Genomic DNA, 26,542 nt, shown 5'->3' with positions numbered 1-26,542 from the left:
TCCGAACCATTTTTCTTCGTATCCACTTGGAACAAAGTTGTCGCCATCCGGAAATTTACCCCATGGAGCCGGCATGCGCAGCAATGGTCCCGTCACGAACCGGGAAGTGGAGATGACGGATGGCGACCTGTTGGTGTCGAAGACCGACCCGGCCGGTCGCATCACCTTCGTCAATGATGCCTTCATCGCCATCAGCGGCTTTTCCGAACAGGAATTGCTGGGCGCGCCGCACAATGTCATTCGCCATCCCGACATGCCGAAAGAGGCCTTTGCCGATCTTTGGGCCACAGTGAAGGCAGGCCGGCCCTGGGAAGGGCTGGTCAAGAACCGGTGTAAGAACGGGGACCATTACTGGGTTCGGGCCAATGTCACCCCGACGCTGGAGGATGGGCAGGTCACGGGTTACATCTCCATCCGGTCTAAGCCGTCGAGGGCCGATGTGGCAGCAGCGGAAAGTCTTTATGGGGCCATGCGGAGCGGCAACGCCGGAAACCGTCAGGTCCGGGGGGGCAGCGTACAGGGTACAGGTCTGCTGGCCACCGCCACCCATTGGTTCAATTCCGTGCGCGGGCGTCTGATCCTGGCCTTCTCCATGATGCTGATCCTGCAATTGGTGATCGGCGGCATTGGGATGAAGGGCATTGATGATGGCCATGCCCGCATGTCGCATCTGAACGAGGAAGCCGTCGTGCACATGCGTCGGCTCAAGATCGTGTCCGATGCCTATGCCGTGTTCATCGTCGATGCCTCGCACAAAGTCCGTAACGGCAACTTCACATGGGAAGAAGGCATTAAGTCGATCGATAAGGCGCATGCCGACATCAAAAAGGAATGGGGCGATTTCACCAGTTCCGACATGGATGATGATGAACGCACCTTAATTGCGAAGGTTTCTCCGCTGCTGGGCGCCGCAGACGCCACAGTCGATGCCCTGCGCGCCGCCATGAAAGCGCAAGATCGCAGTACGCTTGACATGCTGGTGAAGGATAGGTTGTACCAGACCATCGACCCTGTTTCCGACATCATCAGCCAACTGGCCGAAATCCAGTTGGCGCATGGACCGGAGGCGCTGGACGAGAGCGAAGCGGAGCATAACAGACTGCTTCTGATCCAGTCGGTCATCGGCATCATCGGTCTCGCGGTGACGGCAGCCGCCGGCTTCTGGCTGCTGCTGACCATCCGCCGACCCATGGCCGCCATGCGCAACGCCTTCGACGCCATTGCCGCCGGACGCATGGATCAACCCATCGACATGCCCGACGCGCGAGAGTTCAAGGGCGTGTTCGGACAGCTGCGCGCCACCCGGGCCAAGCTGGCCTTCGCGCGGGAGGAACGGCAGGTGGCAGAGGCCAAGTCGAGGGCCGAGACGCGCCAGCGTCTGCTGGAAACCTGCGACGCCATCGAAACCGACCTGATTGCGACATGGCAGGGTGTGGAACAGAGCTGTCAGCGCGTGGTGGGTGGCATGGATCAACTAAGCCATGCCATCGGATCGGTACGGGAAAACGCCGTGCTGCTGTCCTCGATTGCCGAACAGACCTCCGCCAATGCCCAGAACGTGGCCGCCGCGACGGAGGAGTTGGGGGTTTCGGGAACCGAGATCGCACGGCAAGCCAGCCTGTCCAATCAGGTCGTGGCCCGTGCGGTCGCCAGCGCCCGCGACGCGCAAGGTGCGGTTTCCCGCATGTCGGAAGCGACGGGCGAGATCCGCGCCGTCGTCGGCCTGATCGCCGAAATCGCGGAGCAGACAAACCTTCTGGCCCTGAATGCCACGATTGAGGCCGCGCGCGCCGGTGATGCCGGCAAGGGCTTTGCGGTGGTCGCATCGGAGGTGAAAAGCCTGTCCAACCAGACCCGAAATGCGACCGAGGATATCGCCAAGCGGATTGAGGCCGTGCATGCCGCGGTAGAAGGCAGCGTCGATGGCATCAATGCAGTGATCCGCGTGGTGGAAGAGATCAACCACACGGCCACGGCCACCGCCGCCGCCGTGGAGGAACAGTCCGCCGCCAGTGCCGAGATCGGTCGCAACGCCGAGGAATCGGCCAGCGGTGCCGCCCAGGTCAGCCAGAGCGTGGCAAGGATCAGCGGCGATGTGGACGAAGCCAGTCAGGTGACGGGGGAGGTCCAGGCGCGGGTCGGCGATACCCAGCGGTCGGTCTCCGCCCTGCGCACACGGCTGCTGACTACCCTGCGGCAATCGGTGGCCGGCGACCGGCGCGGCAATGACCGCATCCCCACCGACCTGCCCGCCCGTCTGGTGTCCGGCGGTGGCAACTGGGATGTCCGGGTGCTTGACCTGTCGGTGGATGGTGCGCTGCTGACCCTACCGGCGGGGCTGAAGGTCGATCCCGGCGCACGGGCACAGCTGACTTTGGCCAATTTGGGGACCTTGTCCACGCGGCTGGTGGGTTCCAGCGAGTTGGGTCTGCATGTGAATTTCGAACCGCGCACGCAGGAACAGGAGGCGCTGAACGGCTTTGTCCAGCAACTGGTGAACGCCGAGTCGCTGTTCGTGACCGCTGCACAGGACACAGCTGCAAAGCTGGGGGTTGCCCTGTCGGAGGCTTTGGCCGCAGGACGGATCAGCGAGGATGATCTGTTCTCCACCGAACTGCATCTTGTACCAGGCTCCGACCCCGAGCAGTTCATTGCGCCCTTCACTGCCCTTACGGACCAACTGTTCCCCCCCATCCAGGAGCCGGTGCTGAAGCTCGACCCGTCGGTGCAGTTCTGTGCTGCGGTGACAGGCATCGGCTATCTGCCCACCCATAACGCCAAATTCAGCGAGGCACCGCGACCCGGTGACCGTGACTGGAATATCGGCCATTGCCGCAACCGCCGCATCTTTGACGACCGGGCCGGCATGGCCGCCAGCCGCAACAGCCGCCCCTTCCTGATGCAGGCCTACATGCGCAACATGGGCGGCGGACAGGTGGTGCGCATGAAGGAGGTTGATGCCCCCATCATCGTCGCCGGCCGCCGCTGGGGCAACCTGCGCCTCGCCTACAAGAAGTGACCCCGCCGGGAAAGCCCCCCCTGGAACCGGTCCATGGGGGCTTTCCCGGCGGCGCGATTGCCGCTATATGGGGGGCGTGGTTGGCGTCCGTAGCTCATCAGGATAGAGCGCCGGTTTCCTAAACTGGAGGCAGCAGGTTCGAGTCCTGCCGGGCGCGCCACATTTCCCCGCCTGAAATCAGCGCCGTCCGCCCGCCGCGCGGCGAGGGGCAGCGCCCCAACCACGGCGGCTGTCCTCGTCGAACAGCTCCGCCAGCTTTTCCATCATGGTGCCGCCCAGCTGTTCGGCATCGATGATGGTAACGGCGCGCCGGTAATAGCGCGTGACGTCATGGCCGATACCGATGGCAACCAGTTCCACCGGGCTTTTGGTTTCGATCCAATCGATGACGGCGCGCAGGTGCTTTTCCAGGTAGGAGCCGTTATTGACTGACAGGGTGCTGTCATCCACGGGTGCGCCATCGCTGATCACCATCAGGATGCGGCGCTGTTCAGGGCGGCCTAGCAGGCGCTGATGCGCCCACATCAACGCCTCACCGTCGATATTTTCCTTCAGGATGCCTTCGCGCAGCATCAGGCCCAGATTGCGGCGCACGCGGCGCCAGGGGGCATCCGCCCCCTTATAGATGATATGACGCAGATCGTTCAGGCGGCCCGGCTGCGGCAGCTTTCCAGCCGCGATCCAGCGTTCACGTGACTGCCCGCCTTTCCAGGCGCGCGTCGTGAAGCCCAGTATCTCTACCTTCACGCCACAGCGTTCCAGGGTGCGCGATAGAATGTCAGCACTCATCGCCGCGATGGAGATGGGGCGCCCACGCATCGACCCGGAATTGTCGATCAGCAGGGTGACGACGGTATCGCGGAAATCCGTCTCATTCTCCCGCTTGAAGGAGAGGGGAACGGTCGGGTTGATGACGACGCGGGCCAGACGCGCCGCGTCCAGCATGCCTTCTTCCAGGTCAAACTCCCACGACCGCGTCTGCTTGGCCAGCAGGCGGCGCTGCAGGCGGTTGGCCAGCTTTGAAATCACGCCCTGCAGATGCTGCAACTGCTGGTCCAGCATCAGGCGTAGGCGGGTCAGTTCATCGGGATCACACAGGTCGGCGGCATCCACCACCTCGTCAAAGGCGGTGGTATAGGGCTTGTAGGTGCCGGCGTCAGGTTCATTTCGGGCGCGTTCGGGGCGCGGCTGCTGTCCAGGATTGCCCGGCTCTTCGGACCCTTCGCCCTCGCTCAGCTCACCCTCGGCCTTCTCGCCATCCTCGCCCTCGGCGGCGTCCTCGGACCGGCGCTGCTGTTGCTGCTGCTCCTGCATTTCCTGCGACTGGTCTTCGCCGGACTGCTGCTGGCCGCCCTGGCTGTCCATCTCCTTATCGCTGTCGCCAGCATCGGGGCTTTCAGGTGCATTGTCCTGCTCGCCCTCTTCGCTTTCCGGCTCGGCCCCCACTTCCATATCCATGTCGGACAGCAGGCGGCGAACAGCCTTGGCATAGGCGTCCTGGTCCTCCATGACGTCCGACAGCTTGTCCAGGCCGGCGCCCAGCTTGTCGGCCACCTTCTGCCGCCACAGATCCACGGCGGCTCGCGCGCTTTCGGGCGGCGGGGCGCCGGTCATGGCTTCGCGCGCCAGCAGGCGCAGCACGTCGGGCACCGGCACCTGTTCAGGATCGTTCAGCCGGTCGAAGCCCGCCTTGCGGTACTTCTCCTCCAGGTTGGCGGCCAGATTGCCGGCCACGCCCCGCATCTGGGTGGCGCCGATTGCCTCCACCCGCGCCTGTTCCAGCGCCTCATACGACAAGCGGGCCTGCTCACTGACCGGCATGCGGTTGGCATGGATGGCGGCGTTGTGGTGACGCAGGCGCAGGGCCGCGGCATCCGCCGACCCTCGCACATGCGCCAGTTCGCGGGGGTTCAGATCGCGGGGTGGCAGTGGTACCCGCACGCGGGTGCCCGCCACGCCGGCCGGTTCAGAGGAGAAGCCCACCACCAGATCCTTGCGGTCCGCCAGGGCCCGCACGGTGGCGGTGGTGGCGCGCTTGAAGGTCTCAAGGGGGCTTTCCTGGGTCATGATCCGTCACTGTTCCATCCGCCCGCATCGACAGGGCGCACAGCAACAATAACGGATGGGTGTGATCATACCCAACCATTTTGCCAAGGTCGCCTATCCGTCCCGCTCATGCCGGGCAGGAAGAGAGCTTACTTGGGTGTCTTGGAAGCGGCGTCGTTGCGCTGCATCTGCTCGGTCTCCGCCCGCTGCAGGCGGTAGAACTCATCCCATTCCGCCTTGGTGCGGCACACCTTCTTGGCGGCGAGACGGCTTCCCGTCTCCTTTTCCTTCTTGCAGATCTGCTTGTCGGCTTCCGATGCGGTCGTTGCCGCAGGGGCCTGCCCGCTGCCCGACTGGGCCTGGACGGCAAAAGCCGGTGCGACCGTAAGGGCCAGAGCCATTACAAAAGATACAGAACCGCGCATGTGCTTCCTCCCCTGTTGATGGATTTGCCCAGGCCCGGTCATGTCATGCCCGATGGACAACGACGGGGGAGGCGTGCCGCCCCTGCCGTTGATACGGGCCGCCCCATCGCGGCCCGCCATCGCGCAACATGTGATCAGCCCTTGGGCGTCTTAATCGCCATATCGTTACGCTGCATCTGCTCCGTCTCGGCGCGCTGCAGACGGTAGAACTCGTCCCACTCCGCCTTGGTGCGGCAGACCTTCTTCTTGGCCAGACGGGTGCCCGTCGGCTTTTCGCCCTTGCAGATTTCCTTGTTGGCATCATCAGCAGCAACAGCGCCAGCAGCAGCCGGGGCATCACCCGCCGGTGCAGCCTGTGCCATGGCAAGACCGGCCACGAACGGCTGAGCGGCCAACATCAGTGCGGCCACCCCCAATCCAAACTTCTTCATCGTCGCATTCTCCAAAGTAACAATACATGCCCCAAGACATACAATAACGGATATTTGATGCGTGGGCAATTGCCGCGCCGCAACCAATTGATAATACGAAAGGCAGAGTCGAAAGGCATGCTAGATAGATTGAATGTTAAACATGTTAATTCATTGCAGTTTTGCAAATAAATAGCTGAATGAAAAAGGCGGCCACATCGTTGATGCAGCCGCCTTGTAAATCTTCAGAGGTTTATGCTTAGACGAGCGTGCCTTTGAATGCACCTGTCGGCAATTCCTGGCCGAAGCAGCGCTGATAATATTCCGCAACGGTGGCGCGCTCGACCTCGTCACACTTGTTCAGGAAGGAAACACGGAAGGCAAAACCAACATCGCCGCCGAAAATCGCCGCGTTCTGGGCCCAGGTGATAACGGTACGCGGGCTCATCACCGTGGAAATGTCACCAGCGATGAAGCCGCTGCGGGTCATTTCGGCCAGCCGGACCATGGCCGCCACGGTGCCGCGCTTCTCGTCCGTGTCGTAATCCGACACCTTGGCCAGGATGATCCGCACCTCGTCGGCATGCGGCAGGTAATTCAGGGTTGCCACGATGTTCCAGCGGTCCATCTGGCCCTGGTTGATCTGCTGGGTACCATGATAAAGGCCCGTCGTATCGCCCAGGCCGACCGTGTTGGCCGTCGCGAACAGGCGGAAGGCCGGATGCGGGCGGATGACCTTGTTCTGGTCCAGCAGGGTCAGCTTGCCTTCCAGCTCCAGCACGCGCTGGATCACGAACATCACGTCGGGGCGACCGGCATCATATTCGTCGAAAACAACGGCACAGGCGTGCTGAAGCGCCCAGGGCAGGATGCCTTCGCGATATTCCGTCACCTGCTTGCCATCACGCAGGACGATGGCGTCCTTGCCGATCAGGTCGATACGGCTGATATGGCTGTCCAGGTTGACGCGGATGCAGGGCCAGTTCAGACGGGCCGCGACCTGTTCGATATGGGTCGACTTGCCGGTGCCGTGATAGCCCTGGATCATGACGCGGCGGTTGTAGGCGAAGCCGGCCAGGATGGCCATCGTCGTCTCGCGGTCGAAGCGATAGGCCTTGTCCCGCTCCGGCACATGTTCCGTGGCGACGGAAAAGGCCGGGACACGCATGTCACTGTCGATGCCGAAAACCTCGCGCACGGACACGGTGATGTCGGGCAGTTCGGGATGGGTGGCCGTGCTGTTGGAAACCATGTCGGGTGCCATTCTTGCGCTGCTTCTGATCTCTGATGCCGGGGTCTGTCAGGCCTAGTCGGACTGTTGTCCGCCAAAGGCGGCTTTCAGGGTTGTGTAGGCCTGGTTGATGGATTTCAACCGCTCCTCTGCCTCCTTCGCCCCGCCATTGGCGTCGGGGTGATATTGTTTGGCAAGCTGGCGGTAGCGGGCTTTGATGGTGGCGAAATCCGCATCGGGCGGAAGATCCAGCGCCATCAGCGCCTCTTCCTCTGCCGTGCGGGCCTTCGGGCGCGGGGCGCTGCGGCGGGTTTCACCCTCCTCCCCCGACCAGTCGGCGCCAAAGGCGAAGCCGCCATTGAACACCTTGTTGCGGGTGCGCCGCTCATGCGTGCGCCAGTCGCCCATGGGCCAGGAAGGGCGCTGCCAGGTCGTATCCTGGCGCACATGACGCTCGATCTCGTCCTGGGACATACCGGCATAGAAGTCCCACGACTTGTTGTAGTCACGGACATGGTCCAGGCAGAACCAGTAATATTCGTTCAGCTTGTCCCGGCCCTTGGGTGCCCGATGCTCCCCGGCCTCCCGGCAACCGGGATTGTCGCACGCGCGCAGGTGAGCGCGCGGTGCTTCCCGGAAATCGAAGGAGAGGTTGGGCCGGTTCTTCTGCATAACCCGCAGAGTATGGGTGGCAAGCTTGACGCTGACAAGGACGCCGATAATGCGCGTGCACGGTTGCGCGTCTGCCTGCCATGCAGTCGCACCGGGCTTGACGAGGCGAAAAGCCTATGTCCGCCGTTCCGACAGGGCCACCAGCATCAGCCCGCCCCCGATCAGGCCCAAGCCCGCCAGATTGGTCATGGTCAGGGGCTCCCGCAGCCACAGAGCCGAGGATAGCAGCCCCACCACCGGCACACCCAGGACCGACAGCGAGGTGGTGATGGCCGGCAGCGCCCGGTTGACCGTGACCATGGCCCAGAAACAGAAGGCGGTGGCGATAGGGCCGTTATAGATCAGCAGCACCACCAGTTGTCCCGACCAGTCGATCTGCAACTGATCCTCCATCGCCAAGGCGGCGATGGTGGCCATGGATGCGGCCAACATCATCTGCCAGGGCGCCAATTGCAGCGGCGTGCCGACCCAGCGGTGACGGCGTACATGCACGATGTTGCAAGCCCAGATCAGCGCCGCCAGCATCAGCAGCCCATTACCCAGCAGCACGGGCCGCTGTGTCCAGTCGAACGCCGCCGGATTGAACAGCACCGCCACCCCGGACAGGCCGACCAGCAGCCCGCCTGCCTTGGCCCAGCCCACCTTTTCCTTGAGGAAGATCAGGGCCAGCGGCACCACCCACAGCGGAGTTGTGTAGGCCAGGATGCCGGCACGACCCGCCGGCACATATTGGACCGCGATGGTCACCAGCAGGGTGAACACCCCCATCTGCAGCCCGCCCACCGACAAGATCACGGGCAGATCGGCCCTGGACGGCAGCCGTAGCTGCCGCCGGGCGGCTGTGAAGATCAGCAGCGAGACAGCGCCCAGCAGCAGGCGCGATGCGACGAAGCTGATGGGCGGCATATGGCCCACCACCTGCTTCATCACGGGCCAGTTGACCCCCCAGAGCAGGATGACCAGCACCAGCAGGGTGACGGCCATGGGTCGCGTCACCAGATGGGCTTTCTTCGTCGCCACCGGTGTCGGCGGGCTGGTATCCGGCATGATGATCCACTACCTGTTGGCCATGTCCCACTCCTGGCAAGGGCCGAACCGGCCCCGGAAATGACCATGGCAATCTATGCGACCCGCATGCGGGACAAGCTGACAGAGGCTCTAAACCCGCAAAGCCTGACCATCAAGGACGTCTCGCACCATCATGCCGGCCATGCGGGCGCCGACCAGCCGGGCGGGGAAACCCATTTCGATGTGGTCATCGTCTCGAACCGGTTCGAGGGGCTGGGGCGCGTGGCACGCCAGCGTCTGGTGTATGGCGCCGTGTCGGCGGAACTGGCCGAACGGGTGCATGCCTTGTCGATCCAGGCCCTGACGCCGGAGGAAGCGGCAAGTCAAGTGTAGGTCAGGCCCCCGCAGCGCGACCACCCGCCGCAGGGTATGTTGCATTGCAGCATGGCACTCTGTACCCTGTCCTGGCGGGGGTACCTCCCCTGCCTGAAGAAGGGGACGGATGATGATACGGGAAACCCCAACACCCTTGGCCGCCCGTGGGGCGGAGGTCGCGGCCGAACTGACGGCGACGGCCATGGTCCTGGGTGAGACCTTGTGGGCAGCGCAGCAAACCATCGGTCTGCGCGCCGTCCGACTGGCCGCTGCGGGGTTCGATCCGGCCCGTCTTCAGGACCCCGAATTCACCACCATGGTCTGGGAAAAGCTGGATGCCGCGTTGGAGGCACAGCGTGCCCTGGCGACCGGCCTGCTGGCCCTGTCCGATGTCTGGATGGAATGGCTGGCGCAGCAGGTGACGGCCACGGCCCAGGCCGGGCTGGAGATGGCGGCCCCACCCGACCCCATACGCTATGGCGGTGCGGCCAGCGATTATGTCGAGACCAGCCTGAGTGCTGCGGAAATCGCCTGTGGTCGCATGGCGCTGGAAGCCTCGCGCTTGGGCGGACGCGGCCTGGCCCCCTATCACCGCGCCACCAATGAGAATGCCAAGCGGCTGCTGAGTGCCGCCGGAGAGGGCTGATTGCGTGAGACAAGGTAGAAAATCATCGCAGGGAGGGGGTTATGGGGCTGTTCGTATACGGAAGGCCCAAGCCTGGACGGATGTTTCGTGCCATACTATCACGCAGGGACAGTCCCGGAACCCGTGTGATGCCAGATACCATTCCCCCCGCAGCACCCCGCAGCAGCAACGCCGCCCAGACCGAAGGCGCCTCCCGCCGGTCCGATGGCACGCGACAGCCCCCCATCCCTGGCCGGACCAGCATTGCCAAACGGCTGAATGCGCTGGCCGAGGCGCATGACGGCAGCATCGACAGGCTGCGGGGGCCGTTGCTGTCCCTGCTGAAAGAGATATTGGCCGAAGGCCGTACCGCCATCCGCAGCCGTTTCGAGGCATCGCACCGTGGCGATGACTGCGTCCACCAGACTGCGAAGCTGACCGACAGCATCGTGCAGGCGCTGGCCGATTTCACGCTGGACCATGTCTACCCGACGGCGGAACTGACCAAGGGCGAGCGGCTGGCCATCGTCGCCATCGGCGGCTATGGCCGCGCCGAGATGGCACCCTTCTCCGACGTCGATCTGCTGTTCCTGCTGCCCTATAAGCGCACGCCGCGCGTGGAGCAGGTGGTGGAATACATGCTCTACCTGCTCTGGGATCTGGGCTGGAAGGTGGGGCATGCGGTGCGGTCGGTGGATGAATGCATCCGCCTGTCGCTGGATGACATGACCATCCGCACCAGCCTGCTGGAAGCCCGCTTCCTGTGGGGCGAAAAGACCCTGTTCGATGAATTGCGCCGGCGCTTCGCCAAGGATGTCGTGGCTGCCAGCGGCAGCGTCACCGCCTTTATCGAAGCCAAGATGGGCGAGCGGAACGAGCGCCACCGCAAGGTCGGCGACAGCCGCTACATGCTGGAACCCAACATCAAGGAGGGCAAGGGCGGGCTTCGCGACCTGCAGACCCTGTTCTGGATTGCCAAATACGCCTATCAGGTCGATGAGGTAGAGGGGCTGGTTGCCAAGGACGTACTGACGCCGGAGGAAGCACAGCGCTTCGCCAAGGCCGAAAGCTTCCTGTGGGCCGCCCGCTGCCAGCTGCATTACCTGACAGGCCGCCAGGAAGACCGTCTGACCTTCGACCTGCAGACGGAGATGTCGCGGCGTTTGGGCTATACCGAACATGCCGGCAAGAACGCGGTTGAGCGTTTCATGAAGCATTACTTCATGATCGCCAAGGATGTGGGCGACCTGACCCGCATCTTCTGCGCCACGCTGGAACAGGAAAGCAAGCGCGCCCCGCGCTTTGCCTTCCTGCGCAAGCGTTTCCAGCGCGGGGCGGATTTCAACGGCTTTACCCTGGATGCCGGTCGTTTGAACGTGAAGTCCGAACGGCATTTCAAGGATCAGCCCATCGACATGATCCGCCTGTTCCATGTGGCGCAGGAAAATGATCTGGATATCCATCCGAACGCCCTGCGCGCCATTACCCGCGCCCTGTCCAGCATCGGGGTGAAGCTGCGGGAGGATGACGAGGCCAACCGCCTGTTCCTGGAAATCCTGTCATCGAAGAAGGACCCGGAGGTCGCGCTGCGCCGCATGAACGAGGCGGGCGTGCTGGGCCGGTTCGTGCCGGATTTCGGGCGCATCGTGGGCATGATGCAGTTCGACATGTACCACCATTTCACGGTGGACGAGCATACGCTGTTCGCGGTCGGCATCCTGCATCAGGTGGAGAAAGGCGCCCTGACCGAAGAGGTGCCGCTGGCGTCGGAGGTCATCCATACCGTCTCGTCGCGCCGCGCGCTCTATGTCGCCATGCTTGTGCATGACATCGCCAAAGGGCGCGGGGGTGACCATTCCATCCTCGGTGCCAAGGTCGCCGAGAAGCTTTGCCCCCGCCTGGGCATGACGGAAGAAGAGACGGAAACGGTGGTCTGGCTTGTGCGCTGGCACCTGGCCATGTCCGACACCGCCTTCAAGCGCGACCTGGATGATGAGAACACCATCACCAAATTTGTCGATCTGGTGAAGTCGCCGGAACGGTTGAAGCTGCTGCTCTGCCTGACCGTTGCCGATATCCGGGCCGTGGGGCCGGGCCGCTGGAATGGCTGGAAGGCCACGCTGCTGCGTCAGCTGTACCGCCGCTGTGAAGAGCGGATGAACGGTGCCGTCGGCACCGAAGGCCGCGACAGCCGGGTGGCGGCGGCGCAGGCGGCCCTGCGGGCCCAGCTGGCCGACTGGCCCGCCGCTGATATCGATGCCCATATGGCGCGGGCATATCCCGGCTATTGGCTGTCGCTGAACACACCGACGCTGGCCCACCATGCCCGCCTGATCCGGGAGGCAGAGCGCACAAAGGCTCCGCTGACCCTGGATACGCGTATCGACCGGGGGCGCGTGGTGACGGAGGTGACCGTCTATACCGCCGACCATCCAGGCCTGTTCTCCCGCCTTGCGGGCGCCCTGGCGCTCGCAGGGGCCGACATCATGGATGCACGCATCTTCACCATGACCAATGGCATGGCGCTGGACGTGTTCACAGTACAGGCCGCCGGTGGCGGCTCGTTCGACAGCGGGGACAAGCTGGCCCGGCTGTCGGTGATGGTGGACAAGGTTCTGGCCGGGGAGTTGCGGCTGGCCGACGAGTTGGACCGTCGCCGCCCGCCGCAGACGGCCCGCTCCCGCGCCTTCAAGGTGCCGCCGCGCGTGCTGGTGGATAATACCGTTACGGGTAATCACACCGTGATCGAGGTGAATGGCCGCGACCGTCCTGGCCTGCTCTACCTGCTGACCCGCACCCTGACACAGGCGAATTTGCAGATCGCGTCGGCCAAGATCTCGACCTATGGCAACGTCGCCATCGACGTGTTCTATGTGAAGGACGTCTTCGGCCTGAAGGTCACGCACGAACGCAAGCTGGCCGAAATCCGCCATGCGCTGCTGAACGCCCTGACCGAACCGGAGGGAGAGCCGGAACCGGCCAAGGCGGCGAAGGTGAAGAAGAAGGCGGCGTAACAAAAGGGGGATGGACGATCACCCGTCCATCCCCCTTTCAACACCCATGGGTTTTGAAGATCAGAACCGCACCAGACCCACCAGATCCTTCACCTCATTCACCGTGCGGGCCGCAATCTCGCCCGCGCGGTCGGCACCCTTCTTCAGCAGCCGGTCCAACTCGGCCTTATCGCCCAGCAGGCGGTTCATCTCGCCGGCGATGGGGGCCAGCTTGGCGACCGACAGGTCGGCCAGAGCACCCTTGAAGGCGCTGAACTGCTGCCCGCCGAACTCTGCCAGGACCGCCGCGCGAGTCGTGTCGGACAGCGCGGCATAGATGGTGACCAGATTATTGGCCTCGGGCCGCTTTTCCAGGTCCTCCACCGTCTCGGGCAGGGGTTCCGGGTCGGTCTTGGCCTTACGGATCTTCAGCGCGATGGTGTCGGCATCGTCTGTCAGGTTGATGCGGCTATACTCGCTTTCATCCGACTTCGACATTTTCTTGGTGCCGTCGCGCAGGCTCATCACCCGCGTTGCCTCGCCCAGGATCTGCGGTTCGGGCAGAGGAAAGAAGCCGTCAGCCTTGTAATAACGGTTGAAGGCGCCGGCAATGTCGCGGGCCAGTTCCAGATGCTGCTTCTGATCCTCGCCCACCGGCACATGCGTGGCCTTGTACAGCAGGATGTCGGCGGCCATCAGGACCGGATAGGCATAGAGACCCAGAACGGCATTGTCCTTCTGCTTGCCGGCCTTTTCCTTGAACTGGGTCATGCGGTTCAACCAGCCCAACGGCGTGTGGCAGGTCAGAATCCAGTTCAATTCGGCATGGCCGCTGACCGACGACTGGTTGAACAGGATGTTCTTGTCCGGGTCGATGCCGGCCGCGATGTAGGCGGCGGCAACCTCACGGATATTGTTCCGCAGGGTTTCGGGGTCGTGATCGATGGTCATGGCGTGCAGATCGACGACGCAGAAGATGGCGTCCATGTCGTTCTGCAGCTTCACCCAGTTCTTCAGCGCGCCGAGATAATTGCCGAGGTGGAGCTGGCGGGTCGGCTGCATGCCGGAAAAGATAAGGCTCATCGCTTGAGGTCTCTATCGGTCGCTTGTGGAAGGCGAAATGCCGGGCCGTCTGTATCGCGCGGGCATACCTGCCGGGTCAAGCGGCGGGCGTGCCGCCGCCGCGACGCAGCAGCCCCTTGATCTCGGCAAGGCGCGTGGCCCCCAACAGGAAACACAGTGCGAAATAGGTCACAGAGGCACCGGCGATGACAGCCACCAGGGCGCTAATCCGTTCCAGGGCCGCACCCACGAACAGCGATTTCGCCAGCAGTTCGGTCAGCCCGATGCCGGCCAGCGCCAAGCCGAGGGCCGCCAGCGCCATGCGCCACAGGCGGCTTTTCAGCCTTCCATCCAGAATCAGCAGACCCCGGCGACGCAACCCGATGGCCAGCAGCACCACATTCAACCAAGCGGTCAAGCCGGGCGCCAGGGCCAGCCCGACATGGCCCAGCGGTTCGATCAGGGCCAGAGAGACCAAGACATTGCCGATCAGCACCACAATGGCGATGCGCACCGGCCCCTTCGTGTCCTGTTTGGCGAAATAGGCCGAGGACAGGATCTTGGCCACGATGAAAGCGGGAATGCCGATTGCAAAGGCCTGCAGGGCCGCCGCCGTGGCGGTCGCATCGGCGGCTGTGAAGGCGCCGCCCTTGAACAGCACATGCACCAGCGGGGCCGGAATGGTCAGCAGTGCCACCGTCGCCGGCAGGCCGAACAGGGCCGCAAACTCCAGGCCCCGGCACAGGCTGGCCTTCACCCCGTCTTGGTCGCCGGCCACCATCTGCCGTGACAGCAGCGGCAGCAGGGCCGTGCCCACGGCCACCCCGATCACCGACATGGGCAGCTGGTTCAGGCGGTCGGCATATTGCAGATGCGACACCGCCCCCGTAGGCAGCCAGGAGGCAAGGTTGGTGCCGACCAGCAAATTGAACTGATAGACGCCCGCCCCCAGGATGCCGGGCGCCAGAAGCGCAAACAGCTTCTTGACGCGCGGCGTCAGGCGCGGACGGCGCAGGGACAGGCCCATGCCGGCCCGGCGTGCCGCCAGGATCATCCAGAGCATCTGCGCCAGCCCCGCCACGGGCACGCCATAGGCCAGCATCCAATGCGCCCCGATGCCCAGCGGTCCCGACAGCAGCAAACCCGTGATCTGCACGATATTCAGCAGCACCGGCGCCGCCGCGAACGGCCCGAACCGGCCCACGGCATTGAGGATAGACCCAAACAAGGCCGTGATGGAAATCAGTGCCAGATAGGGAAAGGTGATGTGGGAAAGTGTCACTGCCAGCTTGAACTGTGCGGGATCATCATGGAATCCCGTAGCCAGGACCGCCACCACCCAGGGCATGGCAAGCGCCATGATGATTGAGAAAATCATCAAGATGGCGACCATGACAGACAAAGCCTCTTCGGCCAGCCCCTTGGCCGCATCTTTGCCTTCCTTCTCCATCGCCCCGGCAAAGAGCGGCAGGAAGGCCGCCGTGAAGGCACCTTCGGCAAACAGGGAGCGGAACAGGTTGGGCAGGCGGAAGGCCACGAAGAAGGCATCCGCCTCCATGCCCGCACCCAGGAACCGGGCCTGCAGCATGTCGCGCACAAAGCCCAGCACGCGGCTGACCATGGTGATGCCGCCGACGGTGGCGATAGCGCGGGCAAAGCTCATGAAGGGGTCCGGGCTGGTGGGGCCTTGACGCTACCCCCATTTGTCATCCCCGCGAAAGCGGGGACCCAGCATGAGGCGCGGTCAGCGCCGATATGACTCATATTGCGGCAGACGCCGCTCATGCTGGATCCCCGCCTGCGCGGGGATGACGACAGGGCAAACTACCCTGTCGTCAATCCTTCAAATCGGCAAAGAACTCTTTCACCTTGGCAAAAAAGCCCTCCGACTCGGGATTCTGGCCGTTCTCCGACGCGTCCTTTTCGAATTCGCGCAACAGTTCCTGCTGGCGCTTCGTCAGGTTCACGGGCGTTTCGACCATGACATTGATGTACATGTCGCCGCGCTGCGGGCTGCGCAGCACGCTCATGCCCTTGCCCTTCAGACGGAACTGGTGGCCCGTCTGGGTGCCGGCGGGGACATTCACCTTGGCGCGGCTGCCGTCGATGGTCGGGACTTCGATCGTCCCGCCCAGCGCCGCCGTGGTCATGGGGATGGGCACCCGGCAATGCAGATTGGCCCCGTCACGCTGGAAGAAGCGGTGGGCCGCGATCGACAGGAAGATATAGAGATCGCCCGGCGTGCCGCCGCGCAATCCCGCCTCGCCCTCGCCGGCCAAACGGATACGGGTGCCATCCTCCACGCCCGCCGGGATGGAGACCTGCAGGGTCTTTTCCTTGCGCACGCGACCCTGACCGCCGCAATGGCGGCACGGGTCCTTGATGACGCGGCCCGCCCCGTTACAGGTGGGGCAGGAACGTTCGATCGTGAAGAAGCCCTGCTGGGCCCGCACCTTACCGGCGCCGTTACAGGTACCGCAGGTGGTGGGGCTGCTGCCCGCTTCAGCGCCCGACCCGCCGCAGGGATCGCACATCACGCTGGTCGGTACGCGCACCTGGGTGGCGGAGCCCTTGAAGGCATCCTCCAGGCTGATTTCCAGATTGTAGCGCAGATCATTGCCGCGATTATTGGTCTGGCCGCCGCGCCCGCCCCGGCCCATGAATTCCCCGAACATCTCGTCAAAGATGTCGGCGAAGCCGCCGCCGAAATCGAAGCCACCGGCACCACCGCCCGCACCGGGACGCCCACCGCCGCCTTCAAAGGCGGCATGGCCGAACCGGTCATAGGCGGCGCGCTTCTGCTCGTCCTTCAGACAATCATAGGCTTCGTTGATTTCCTTGAACTTCTGCTCGGCCGTCTTGTCACCCTGATTGCGGTCGGGGTGATACTGCATGGCCAGCTTGCGATAGGCCTTTTTCAGGTCGTCGGCGCTGGCGTTTTTCGGGGCGCCGAGAACTTCGTAATAATCGCGCTTCGACATGGTGGCCTCTGTCCCTTCGCATCCGGTCCGGCCGGCCTGTCAGTGGCGCCGAACCCGGATTGGAAGCCAATTCATCAACATTCCTGTCAAGCAACAGGCCCGCCCGGGTAAACCGGGCGGGCCAGCGCCAGACTTGGAACGGCTGTCCCGCCCCCGAAATTGGGGGTCAAGCGGCGTCAGTTCTTCTTGCGGTCGTCAACTTCCTCGAAGTCGGCGTCCACCACCTTCTCACCACCGGCATTGTCATCATCCCCGGCGTTGGAAGCGGAGGCAGAAGCGCCGTCAGCAGTACCACCTTCCTGACCGGCCTTGTACAGAGCCTCGCCGATCTTCATGCTGGCCTGGGCCAGAGCATCGGTCTTGGCCTTGATGGCCGCCGGATCATCACCGCCCATGGCCGACTTCAGATCGGCGATAGCGGTTTCGACAGCGGACTTGTCGGCAGCGGCGATCTTGTCCTCATTCTCCTTGAGCGTCCGCTCGGTGGAGTGGATCAGACCGTCAGCGTGGTTCTTGGCTTCCACCAGTTCCTTGCGCTTCTTGTCTTCCGCCGCGTGCTCCTCAGCATCCTTCACCATCTTCTGGATGTCGCTGTCCGACAGACCGCCCGACGCCTGAATGCGGATCACCTGCTCCTTGCCGGTGGCCTTGTCCTTGGCGCCGACATTGACGATGCCGTTGGCGTCGATGTCGAAGGTCACCTCAATCTGTGGCACACCACGCGGGGCGGACGGAATGCCCATCAGGTCGAACTGGCCCAGCATCTTGTTGTCGGCGGCCATCTCGCGTTCACCCTGGAACACGCGGATGGTCACGGCGGACTGGTTGTCTTCTGCCGTGGAGAAGACCTGAGACTTCTTGGTCGGGATCGTGGTGTTGCGATCGATCAGGCGGGTGAACACGCCACCCAGCGTCTCAATGCCCAGCGACAGCGGGGTGACATCCAGCAGCAGAACATCCTTGACGTCGCCCTTCAGGACGCCGCCCTGGATGGCCGCACCAATGGCCACCACCTCGTCGGGGTTCACGCCACGGTTCGGCTCCTTGCCGAAAATCTGCTTCACGGTCTCGATGATCTTGGGCATGCGGGTCATACCGCCGACCAGGATCACCTCATCCACTTCCGACGCCTTCAGACCAGCATCCTTCAGGGCAGCCTGGCAGGGGCCGACGGTGCGGCGGACCAGATCCTCCACCAAAGCTTCCAGCTTGGCGCGGGTCAGCTTGATGTTCAGGTGCTTCGGGCCCGACGCATCGGCCGTGATAAAGGGCAGATTGACTTCTGTCTGGACGGAGCTGGACAGCTCGATCTTGGCCTTTTCGGCGGCTTCCTTCAGGCGCTGCAGGGCCAGACGGTCCTTGCGCAGGTCGATGCCCTGCTCCTTCTGGAACTCTTCGGCCAGATAATCGATGATCTTGCCGTCGAAATCTTCACCGCCCAGGAAGGTGTCGCCGTTCGTGGACTTCACCTCGAACACGCCGTCGCCGATCTCCAGGATCGACACGTCGAACGTACCACCGCCCAAGTCGTAGACGGCGATGGTGCCGGTGCCCTTCTTTTCCATGCCATAGGCAAGGGCGGCGGCCGTCGGCTCGTTGATGATGCGCAGCACTTCCAGGCCGGCGATCTTGCCCGCATCCTTGGTGGCCTGACGCTGGCTGTCATTGAAGTAGGCGGGAACCGTGATGACGGCCTGGGTGACCTTTTCACCCAGATAAGCCTCGGCGGTCTCCTTCATCTTCTGCAGGATGAAGGCGCTGACCTGGCTGGGGCTGTACTTATCGCCCTGGGCTTCGACCCAGGCATCGCCATTGCCGCCCGACACGATCTTGTAGGGGACGAGGTTCGCATCCTTCTTGGTCACCGGATCATCGTAACGGCGGCCAATCAGACGCTTGATGGCGAACAGGGTGTTGTCGGGGTTCGTGACAGCCTGGCGCTTCGCGGGCTGTCCCGTCAGCCGTTCACCACCGGGGGTGAAGGCGACCATGGACGGCGTGGTGCGCGCGCCTTCGGCATTCTCGATAACCTTGGCCTGTGTGCCTTCCATGACGGCCACGCAGGAATTCGTGGTGCCCAGATCGATACCGATAACCTTGCTCATGACGACCTCTCTTGTTCGGCAGACCGCCCGCAGCCCTAAGCACCGCGATATGGTCCCCATTGTTGATCTCCGGGACGGGCCACCGTCCTGGCGCACAGCAGATATAGGCAGGAGCGCCGAAGTCCGCAACTGTCCTGCCTTCGTAACGGCATTGACAATTTCGTCAAGGCAGCGATGCCGGAACCGCGCGGTGCCAGCGGTGTCACGGGAGGGTCCAGAGCAATGCGTGTGCAGACATCGCCAACCTTCCCTTGGGAGTAAACATGTTCATATGACGTTTAAGTAACGCATACATCTCTATGGTTGCACCCGACATGTGGCAACCATTTTTGCTTGGGCGGCCAAGCAACTTTCTAAGTTATACTTATTACCGCTAAAAATTAATACGTTTATATCTATATTTCTTTATGGAAACGCTTTAGCATCGACTCCATTGGATAAGGATGGCTCTGCAACAGGGCCTGAAGCCGTCGACAGGGGGGCGGAACCGATGGACTGTTCAATGAACAATCAGGATTTGGTTGGGGACGAACCGGCGCCGGAAGTGGCGATGGCCATCAAGCGCTGCCTGGAAAGCCTGGTGCGCGATGCCCGCCGCAGCCAGATGGACGATCTGGCCGAATTCCTGGCCCTGGCTGCCCTGGCCGCCGACGACGCCGCCAAGGCCCGGCGCAAGGCCGCCGCAGCAGCACCGAATGATTTGGCCAACCGCCGCGTTGCGGGTTCCTGCTGAGCATGCTGCTTCATGTCATGAGGACGCTTTCGGGCTGGTGGGGTCGACCCGCCCTGGCTTAAGGGATGGATGCTTTCCCGCTTTGCCAGGATGCCGGCCACCATGCCCGACAATCATTCCGATCCGTTCGACCTTGAAGCCTATCTGGCCCGTGTCGGCCATGACGGCCCGGCTGTTGCCGATCTAGCAACGTTGCGCGCCATCCATATCGGCCATGTCGGCACGATTCCGTTCGAAAACCTGGATATCCAGATGGGCTTGCCCATCCGGCTGGAACCCGATGCCATCCTGGCCAAGCTGGTGCGGCGGCGGCGGGGCGGTTACTGTTTTGAACAGAACAGCCTGCTGTCCATGGCGTTGACGGCCATCGGGTTCGATGTCACGCGACGTGTGGCGCGGGTGCGGATGGGTGGTGATCCCGGCGGGCGCAGCCATCTGATGCTGCTGGTTACCATCGCCGGGCAGGCCTATGTCTGCGATGTCGGGTTCGGCGGGTCGTGTCTGGCCGAACCCCTGCCCCTGATTGCGGGTGAGTATGACAGCGCCGGTGATCGCTGGCGCCTGCGTACTTCCGACTGGTCACCGGGTTGGGAACTGGAGGTCTGGCGCGATGGTTGCTGGTTTGGGCTTTACTGGTTCGGGCAGGAAGAAGTCGTCGAATACGACCTGATCTTCGGCAACCATTACACATCCACCCACCCCGCCTCCCGGTTCGTACAGAACCGGGTGGCCGCCCGCACCACCCTGACAGAGCGGCATACATTGTTGAACGGCCTCTACCGCCGACGGCTGCGGGGTGAATTGGTGGAGGAAATGCAGATCACAGACGAGGCGACGTTCCGTCACATCCTGGTCGAGCGTTTCATGATCGACTTGCCAGAGGGTGCGGTGCTGAAGCCCATTGAAGGCATCGCACCATAAACAAAACCGCCCGCATCCGGAGGGGATGCGGGCGGTTTTTCACCTTCATCAAACCAGGAGTGTCTTACAGACCCTTGGCGATGCTGTTCAGGCGCAGGCGGAGCGCGTTCAGCTTGATAAAGCCTTCGGCGTCCTTCTGGTTATAAACGCTGTCAGCCTCGAAGGTCACATAATCCAGACGGTACAGGCTGTTCGGGCTCTTGCGGCCGACAACGCGGGCCGATCCCTTGAACAGTTTCAGGCGGACGACACCATTCACCCGCTGCTGGGTGCTGTCGATCAGGGCCTGCAGCGCCTCACGCTCGGGCGAGAACCAGAAGCCGTTATAGATCAGCTTGGCGTAGCGCGGCATCAGCTCATCCTTGAGGTGCAGCGCCTCACGGTCCAGCGTGATGCTCTCAATGCCGCGATGGGCGACCGACAGCAGCGTGCCGCCCGGCGTCTCATAGACGCCACGGCTCTTCATGCCGACATAGCGGTTTTCCACGAGATCCAGACGGCCAATGCCATGCTTGCCGGCCAGACGGTTCAGTTCGGTCAGCAAGGCGGCGGGCGTCAGGCGCACGCCGTTCACGGCGACGGCATCGCCCTTCTCATACTCGATCTCGACATATTCAGCCTCGTCCGGCGCCTTTTCCGGGGCGACGGAGCGGGTGTACATGTCCTCGTCGGCTTCCACCCAGGGATCTTCCAGGGCCTTGCCTTCGTAGGAGATGTGCAGAAGGTTGGCATCCGTGCTGTACGGGGCCTCGCCACGCTTGTCCTTGGCGATGGGGATCTGGTGCTTTTCGGCAAATTCCAGAAGCTGGGTGCGGCTGTTCAGGTCCCATTCCCGCCACGGCGCGATCACCGTCACGTCGGGCTTCAGCGCGTAATAGCCCAGCTCAAACCGGACCTGATCATTGCCCTTACCGGTGGCACCATGGGCCACGGCATCGGCACCGACCTGACGGGCGATTTCGATCTGACGCTTGGCGATCAACGGACGGGCGATGGATGTGCCCAGCAGATACGTGCCTTCATACAGCGTATTGGCGCGGAACATCGGGAACACGAAGTCGCGCACGAATTCTTCACGCAGATCGTCGATGAAGATGTTTTCAGGCTTCACGCCCAGCAGCTCGGCCTTCTTGCGGGCGGGCTCCAGCTCTTCACCCTGGCCGAGATCGGCGGTGAAGGTCACGACCTCGCAAGCATAGGTCTCCTGCAGCCATTTCAGGATAACCGAGGTGTCGAGGCCGCCCGAATAGGCCAGCACGACTTTCTTCACGCCGCTCTTCATGGGTAATATCCGTTGCGGTAACAGGTTGAACCGGGCACGGAAGTTATCGGGGGTGACGGCACCTGTCCAGACCATGAGGCCCGCATCCGCATGGGGGCTGGCCGGCAACAGCGGCAAGCCCCATATCGGATGGATGCGCCTGTGACAAATGAAGAGGGTGAAAGATGAGCCGTGGGGGCCTTTTGATGATCGTCTGCCTGCTGGCCATGCTGCTGGCGGCGGCGGTCGGCGGCGTCATGGCGTGGAACGCGATGGGCGGCGGCGGACCGGAACAGGGGATAAGCCTGCATGGATTTATCGCGCTGGGCCTGGGGATTCTGGGTTCGCTGATTGTGGGTGGCGGGCTGATGGCGCTGGTCTTCTTCTCCAGCCGTAGCGGTCATGATGAGGCGGTGCATAGGGAGGTGACGGAGCGTATGCCGCCTGATGGCGGGCAACTTTGATACCGCTTCAGCTGGTATCAGGGTCTTGCCGTTATGATTACCCCCACGACGGCACCCCAGAATGTTGCTATGGTCCCGCCAGAAAATCACTGCTTGGCCAAGGCCGGTCCTGATGGCTCTCCTTCTCGCGATTGAAACCGGCAGACGCTCCCCACTGTTCGCCTACGGTTTCGCGTTGCTGGCCTTCGGCCTTGCCCTGGTGGTGCGCTGGACGGCGGAGGCGGCCCTGCCGCCGGGTTTTCCGTTCCTGACCTTCTTTCCCGCCGTCATCCTGACAACCTTTTTCGCGGGTCTATGGCCCGGCATTCTGGTGGCGGTTCTGTCGGCGCTGGCCGCCTGGTATTTCTTTATTCCGCCGGACGGGTTCGGGCTAGACGGGCCCGGTGCCCTGGCCCTGGGCTTCTTCGTCCTCATCGTCGCCATCGATATCGCCATCATCCATGTGATGAATATCGCGCTGGCCAGGGTGCGGCAGGAGCGGGCCCGCGCCAAGAAGGCGGAGCAGGAGGCCAGCGAACTGGCCGCCCACCGCGCTGTGCTTTTCGCAGAGCTTCAGCACCGCGTTTCCAACAATATCCAGATCGTCTCAGCCCTGCTGGCCCTGCAAAAGGCCGATGTCACGGATGAGAAGGCGCGCCGCGCATTGACCGATGCCGCCACACGGCTGGCCACTATCGGCAAGATCCAGCGCCGTCTGCACGACCCGGAAAACAGCCACGGCAATTTCGCCTCCTTTCTATCTGAACTGGTGGAAGATGTGGCGCGTGCGGGCGCACCGGCCGGCATTGAAGTGGCGGTGGAGGCCACCCCCCTGCCCCTGCCGTCGGAAAAGATCATTCCTGCAGCCCTGGTGGTGGCCGAGCTGGTCAGCAACAGTCTGGAACATGCCTTCGTGGACCGTCAGCAAGGATTGATCCGTGTCGCGGCCCGGCTGGCGGAAGGTAACCGGGTTGAACTGTCAGTCACCGATAATGGCCGAGGTCTGCCCCCTGGTTTCGACGCGGCCACGGTGCACAGCCTGGGGCTGCGGCTGGTACGGCTGCTGACACAGCAGCTGGGCGGTGATTTCCGGATGACGGACACCGGCACCGGTGCCGAGGCCCGGCTGCTGTTCAGCGTTTAGGGTCTTAAGACCACTGCCCCCTGCGGATCATCACGTCACGCAGCAGCGTCGGGCGGTCGGTGATGATGCCGTCCACACCCATATCCAGAAGGCGTTCCATCTCCGCCGCCTCGTCCACTGTCCAGACATGCACGCAAAGGGCGCGCGCATGGGCCGCGCGGATCAGGCCAGGGGTGACCACGGTCAGCCCCTTGTGCCGTACGGGCACCTGCAGGCAGTGCGGGTCCGCTGGGGCCGGTAGCGGCAGGCCATGGCCAGCGGCCCAGACCCGCGCCACTTCCCACGGACCGGCAGAAGAACAAAGATCGCCCCCAAGGTCCGACCGCAGCCGTGCAAGCCGGGAGCCGGAGAAGGACCCGACGCAGACGCGGTCCAACGCGTTATGCCGACGCAATGCCGTGACCAGGACACGCGCTGCCGCATCCGATTTGGGATCGATATTGAGGCGCAGGTCTGGCCAGGTCTCCAGCACCTGGTCCAGCAACGGGATCGGTTCCCGACCCGCCACCCGCGCTTGTGATATGGCGGACCAGGGCAGATCGTCGATGCGGCCCTGACCATCGGTCAGGCGTTCCAGCATAGGATCATGGAAGACGACGAGATGCCCGTCCGCCGTTACCTGCACATCGGTTTCGATATAGCGATAACCAAGGTCGATGGCGCGGTTGAAGGCGGCCAGACTGTTTTCCGGCGCTTCAAGGCCACCACCGCGATGGGCGAAGGGGATAGGACCAGGATGATCCAGATAGGGATGAAGGGACCTCGCCCTCATGGCTTCTGATCAAGACGGGGCCAGCGCGACAGCGCCACAATCCACAGCCCTACGGTCAGAAGCGGGAAAAACAGGAAGACCGCCATGGCCCAGAGCGGGTTGCGCCCCGTTTTGCCCAGGGCGATGCCGGCCATGCAAACGGTCCAGGTGATGGTCAGCACCACCACGAGGATGGAAGCCCAGCCCGGCAGGAAGAACAGCATATCCACCAGATCGCCATAGCGCGGCATGGCTCAGCCCTCCCCCGTCGCGGCCTGTTCCTTGGCCCTTTGCCGCTTCAGTCTTTCCCGCGGATGCAGTTTTTCCGGGCGCGGTGGCAGGTTGGGCCAGGTTTTGAATGCAAGAAGGCTGGCGAACACGGCCCAGCCGAACAAAGGCAGCGCCAGCCAGACGATCCAGGCCATTGGCAAACCCGCCCGCTGCATCAGGCGTCGGGCCGGCCAGAGTGCAGCCAGGGTCAGGACTGCATGCACCACCAAGGCCAGTTGCCAGCCCCCCAATCCCGCCTCACCCGCTTCCATCGATCCAACTTTCAACAGACAGAGACAGGGGACATAGCATGATTGGAACAGGGGTCAACAACGGATCGGGCCAAAGAAAGGCCCGACCCCCGCACGGATCATGCGGAAGCCGGGCCAAACCGCGACCGACCGGGCTGCGGTGACATCAACAGAAGGGATCAGAAACGGACGCGCGCGCCAGAGATCACGCCGTTCACGTCCTTGAAATTGGCCGTGGGCGTATCGTACTGGTGATTGCGGTAGCTGATGTAGAAGTCGGTGGCGAAGGCGTCGACAGTCTGCACATAGCCTACTGACCAGGCCTTGGCGTCTGCACCAAGGGAGGAGTAATCCTCCTGCGTATAGTAATCGATGACGAAGGCGCTGTTGCCCAGGCTGGTCAGCTTGGAGATGTAGCCCAGCTTGCCGTACCAGAAATCGCTGTCGCGCGGGCCCAGGTCGCGGGTACCCGCGGCCAGCGTCACATTGAAGCCGCTGGCCAGCTTGACCGAGATGGAACCATTGGTCTGCGTATCAAAGCCGGTCCGGCTGTCATTGTCGGCATAGCCAATGGCGCCGGACACTTCCGTGTCGCCGATCTTGCCCGTGTAACGGGCCGCAAAGTCGGTGGCGCCGCCTTCGATGAAACTGGTGGACAGCATGAAGCCACCACCGAAAGTGGGCGTATCATAACGGATGCGGTCTTCACGGTGCATACCGTCGAAATTGTTGAAGGCCGCATTGATGTTGGGACCGGCGGCGCGTGTGGCCTTGTTGCGGAACAGTACGCCACCGAACAGCGAACCGACATCCGTATGGCTGATCAGGGTGGAAGTGCCGGACAGGTCAACCTCAGAGGTCACGTTGGTTGCCGTATCGCCCTGGCCAACCCAGATGCGACCGAAATCCTTGTGCTGAACCCAGAACTCCACCTTGCGTTCATTGATGGTGAAGGCGCCGCTGTCGGTGCCGAAACCGGTGGCGCGGGAGGAACCGGACTGGGTCTCGAACTCGATATCCGTACCGGCGGTCCAGCTGTCATCCAGCTTGGCCGTACCGGAGGCGCGGATGCGCGAGGAGGACTGGGCATTGTCGACATGCATCAGATCGCTGTCGAAGCCATCATCGGCGAATTCGACGGCCCGGCCGATCTGGCCGGACAGCATCAGCTTCACCTTGGCATTGCCCGACTGCGTCACCTGCGGCGCCTTAAAGGCATCGGCGGACACCAGCGGCGCATCCTTGCTGGCGGGCGGACCGGCGGGCGTGCTGGGCGCCTTTTCAAGCTTGTCGATGCGGGCCATCAAGGCCTGAACCTGTGCGCGCAGTGCCTCGACCTCGCTGGCCTGCGCCGGGGCCTGTTGGGCCATGGCGGAGGAAGCGGAAACGGCGAACAGGGCGGCACCGGCCAGAAGGGCGGCGGATATCCGGGGTGACACTCTCATCAGCAAATCCTCCCATGGGCGGCCCCGTGGCGGGGCACTCGTTCATTGCATTGGGATGACGAAATCATGACGGGATGCTCCCGGCACGGGCAAAGATGTCGGGTACTTCACCAATGCGGGCAGGTACACGGCAAGGTCATCGATGATGTGCCCTGCAAATGATTTGGGCCGATGATGGGATCGACCCGATCAATATTAGCCAGCACATCAATACAGGCACAGAGTGGCGGGGTTTGTCACAAAACTGTAACCCCGACCTTTGGGTGGGGGTGGTGATCCTGATGCAGCGTGGCGCGGCTGCCACAGATGGCGGGCATGGCACCCTGTCAGGCGCGGCACTGGTCAGGGCCGCCACTTGCCCTTATGGTCCG

Annotated in this window: 23 protein-coding genes and 1 tRNA gene; 9 read left to right on the top strand and 15 right to left on the bottom strand. The window is 63.1% G+C overall.

Annotated elements, in window-relative coordinates:
- Window positions 1-73: 73 nt before the first annotated feature.
- Both C0V82_RS12245 and C0V82_RS12240 read left to right on the top strand, forming a co-directional pair.
- Window positions 74-3,019: a methyl-accepting chemotaxis protein gene (locus tag C0V82_RS12245; RefSeq protein WP_102112590.1), complete on the top strand. Its 2,946-nt coding sequence runs from the start codon at window positions 74-76 to the stop codon at window positions 3,017-3,019.
- An 83-nt stretch (window positions 3,020-3,102) separates the two neighbouring features.
- A tRNA-Arg gene (locus tag C0V82_RS12240) sits at window positions 3,103-3,179 on the top strand.
- A 17-nt stretch (window positions 3,180-3,196) separates the two neighbouring features.
- Here the strand turns inward: C0V82_RS12240 and cobT are convergent.
- The 6 genes from cobT to C0V82_RS12210 form a co-directional block, all read right to left on the bottom strand.
- Window positions 3,197-5,086: a cobaltochelatase subunit CobT gene (cobT, locus tag C0V82_RS12235; RefSeq protein WP_102112589.1), complete on the bottom strand. Its 1,890-nt coding sequence runs from the start codon at window positions 5,084-5,086 to the stop codon at window positions 3,197-3,199.
- A 128-nt stretch (window positions 5,087-5,214) separates the two neighbouring features.
- Window positions 5,215-5,490 (bottom strand): hypothetical protein, encoded by a 276-nt coding sequence (locus tag C0V82_RS12230; protein WP_158659892.1) that lies wholly within the window; start codon window positions 5,488-5,490, stop codon window positions 5,215-5,217.
- A 134-nt stretch (window positions 5,491-5,624) separates the two neighbouring features.
- Complete coding sequence (locus C0V82_RS12225; RefSeq protein ID WP_102112587.1) at window positions 5,625-5,921, bottom strand: hypothetical protein; 297 nt, start codon at window positions 5,919-5,921, stop codon at window positions 5,625-5,627.
- A 238-nt stretch (window positions 5,922-6,159) separates the two neighbouring features.
- Window positions 6,160-7,164 carry a cobaltochelatase subunit CobS gene (cobS, locus tag C0V82_RS12220; protein ID WP_102112586.1) on the bottom strand — a complete coding sequence of 335 codons (1,005 nt, stop codon included), beginning with the start codon at window positions 7,162-7,164 and terminating at the stop codon, window positions 6,160-6,162.
- A 42-nt stretch (window positions 7,165-7,206) separates the two neighbouring features.
- The gene (locus C0V82_RS12215; protein WP_102112585.1) at window positions 7,207-7,803 is read right to left on the bottom strand and encodes a J domain-containing protein; all 597 of its coding nucleotides are present in this window, start codon (window positions 7,801-7,803) and stop codon (window positions 7,207-7,209) included.
- A 114-nt stretch (window positions 7,804-7,917) separates the two neighbouring features.
- Window positions 7,918-8,850, bottom strand: coding sequence for a DMT family transporter (locus C0V82_RS12210; RefSeq protein ID WP_102112584.1), 933 nt, complete (start codon window positions 8,848-8,850; stop codon window positions 7,918-7,920).
- 66 nt (window positions 8,851-8,916) lie between these two features.
- Between C0V82_RS12210 and C0V82_RS12205 the strand changes: the two genes are divergently transcribed.
- From C0V82_RS12205 to C0V82_RS12195, 3 genes are all read left to right on the top strand, one after another.
- Window positions 8,917-9,204 carry a BolA family protein gene (locus C0V82_RS12205; RefSeq protein ID WP_102112583.1) on the top strand — a complete coding sequence of 96 codons (288 nt, stop codon included), beginning with the start codon at window positions 8,917-8,919 and terminating at the stop codon, window positions 9,202-9,204.
- Window positions 9,205-9,313: 109 nt separating this feature from the next.
- A complete protein-coding gene (locus C0V82_RS12200) occupies window positions 9,314-9,832 on the top strand; it encodes a hypothetical protein (RefSeq protein WP_158659891.1) in 519 nt (172 codons plus the stop codon).
- A 128-nt stretch (window positions 9,833-9,960) separates the two neighbouring features.
- Complete coding sequence (locus C0V82_RS12195) at window positions 9,961-12,825, top strand: [protein-PII] uridylyltransferase (protein WP_245924081.1); 2,865 nt, start codon at window positions 9,961-9,963, stop codon at window positions 12,823-12,825.
- 60 nt (window positions 12,826-12,885) lie between these two features.
- Here the strand turns inward: C0V82_RS12195 and trpS are convergent, their stop codons facing one another.
- The 4 genes from trpS to dnaK all read right to left on the bottom strand — a co-directional run bounded on the left by trpS (window position 12,886) and on the right by dnaK (window position 18,952).
- Window positions 12,886-13,887 (bottom strand): tryptophan--tRNA ligase, encoded by a 1,002-nt coding sequence (gene trpS / locus C0V82_RS12190; protein ID WP_102112580.1) that lies wholly within the window; start codon window positions 13,885-13,887, stop codon window positions 12,886-12,888.
- 76 nt (window positions 13,888-13,963) lie between these two features.
- The gene (gene murJ / locus C0V82_RS12185; RefSeq protein ID WP_102112579.1) at window positions 13,964-15,529 is read right to left on the bottom strand and encodes a murein biosynthesis integral membrane protein MurJ; all 1,566 of its coding nucleotides are present in this window, start codon (window positions 15,527-15,529) and stop codon (window positions 13,964-13,966) included.
- 172 nt (window positions 15,530-15,701) lie between these two features.
- Window positions 15,702-16,847: a molecular chaperone DnaJ gene (gene dnaJ / locus C0V82_RS12180; protein ID WP_102112578.1), complete on the bottom strand. Its 1,146-nt coding sequence runs from the start codon at window positions 16,845-16,847 to the stop codon at window positions 15,702-15,704.
- A gap of 176 nt (window positions 16,848-17,023) precedes the next feature.
- Window positions 17,024-18,952, bottom strand: coding sequence for a molecular chaperone DnaK (dnaK, locus tag C0V82_RS12175; protein WP_102112577.1), 1,929 nt, complete (start codon window positions 18,950-18,952; stop codon window positions 17,024-17,026).
- 502 nt (window positions 18,953-19,454) lie between these two features.
- On the opposite strand from dnaK, the gene C0V82_RS12170 reads away from it, so the two are divergent.
- Together C0V82_RS12170 and C0V82_RS12165 are read left to right on the top strand one after the other, a co-directional pair.
- The gene (locus C0V82_RS12170; protein ID WP_102112576.1) at window positions 19,455-19,685 is read left to right on the top strand and encodes a hypothetical protein; all 231 of its coding nucleotides are present in this window, start codon (window positions 19,455-19,457) and stop codon (window positions 19,683-19,685) included.
- Between the two features lie 102 nt (window positions 19,686-19,787).
- Complete coding sequence (locus C0V82_RS12165) at window positions 19,788-20,606, top strand: arylamine N-acetyltransferase family protein (RefSeq protein ID WP_158659890.1); 819 nt, start codon at window positions 19,788-19,790, stop codon at window positions 20,604-20,606.
- Window positions 20,607-20,670: 64 nt separating this feature from the next.
- On the opposite strand, the gene C0V82_RS12160 is transcribed toward C0V82_RS12165, so the two are convergent.
- On the bottom strand, window positions 20,671-21,888 hold the full coding sequence (locus C0V82_RS12160) for an argininosuccinate synthase (protein WP_054168156.1): 1,218 nt from the start codon (window positions 21,886-21,888) through the stop codon (window positions 20,671-20,673).
- Window positions 21,889-22,052: 164 nt separating this feature from the next.
- On the opposite strand from C0V82_RS12160, the gene C0V82_RS12155 reads away from it, so the two are divergent.
- Window positions 22,053-22,331 (top strand): hypothetical protein, encoded by a 279-nt coding sequence (locus C0V82_RS12155; RefSeq protein ID WP_102112574.1) that lies wholly within the window; start codon window positions 22,053-22,055, stop codon window positions 22,329-22,331.
- 112 nt (window positions 22,332-22,443) lie between these two features.
- Window positions 22,444-23,454, top strand: coding sequence for a sensor histidine kinase (locus tag C0V82_RS12150; RefSeq protein ID WP_102112573.1), 1,011 nt, complete (start codon window positions 22,444-22,446; stop codon window positions 23,452-23,454).
- Window positions 23,455-23,458: 4 nt separating this feature from the next.
- On the opposite strand, the gene C0V82_RS12145 is transcribed toward C0V82_RS12150, so the two are convergent.
- The 4 genes from C0V82_RS12145 to C0V82_RS12130 all read right to left on the bottom strand — a co-directional run bounded on the left by C0V82_RS12145 (window position 23,459) and on the right by C0V82_RS12130 (window position 26,171).
- Window positions 23,459-24,226: a glycerophosphodiester phosphodiesterase family protein gene (locus tag C0V82_RS12145; RefSeq protein ID WP_102112572.1), complete on the bottom strand. Its 768-nt coding sequence runs from the start codon at window positions 24,224-24,226 to the stop codon at window positions 23,459-23,461.
- A complete protein-coding gene (locus C0V82_RS12140; protein ID WP_102112571.1) occupies window positions 24,223-24,456 on the bottom strand; it encodes a hypothetical protein in 234 nt (77 codons plus the stop codon). Before C0V82_RS12140 ends, C0V82_RS12145 begins: the two co-directional genes overlap by 4 nt.
- 3 nt (window positions 24,457-24,459) lie before the next feature.
- Complete coding sequence (locus C0V82_RS12135) at window positions 24,460-24,747, bottom strand: hypothetical protein (RefSeq protein ID WP_102112570.1); 288 nt, start codon at window positions 24,745-24,747, stop codon at window positions 24,460-24,462.
- 158 nt (window positions 24,748-24,905) lie between these two features.
- Window positions 24,906-26,171, bottom strand: coding sequence for a porin family protein (locus C0V82_RS12130; protein WP_102112569.1), 1,266 nt, complete (start codon window positions 26,169-26,171; stop codon window positions 24,906-24,908).
- Window positions 26,172-26,542: the final 371 nt, after the last annotated feature.

The sequence above is a fragment of the Niveispirillum cyanobacteriorum genome, from assembly GCF_002868735.1.
In the GTDB taxonomy this organism is placed as follows: Bacteria; Pseudomonadota; Alphaproteobacteria; order Azospirillales; family Azospirillaceae; genus Niveispirillum; species Niveispirillum cyanobacteriorum.
This window is presented reverse-complemented; position numbering and strand designations above follow the sequence as displayed.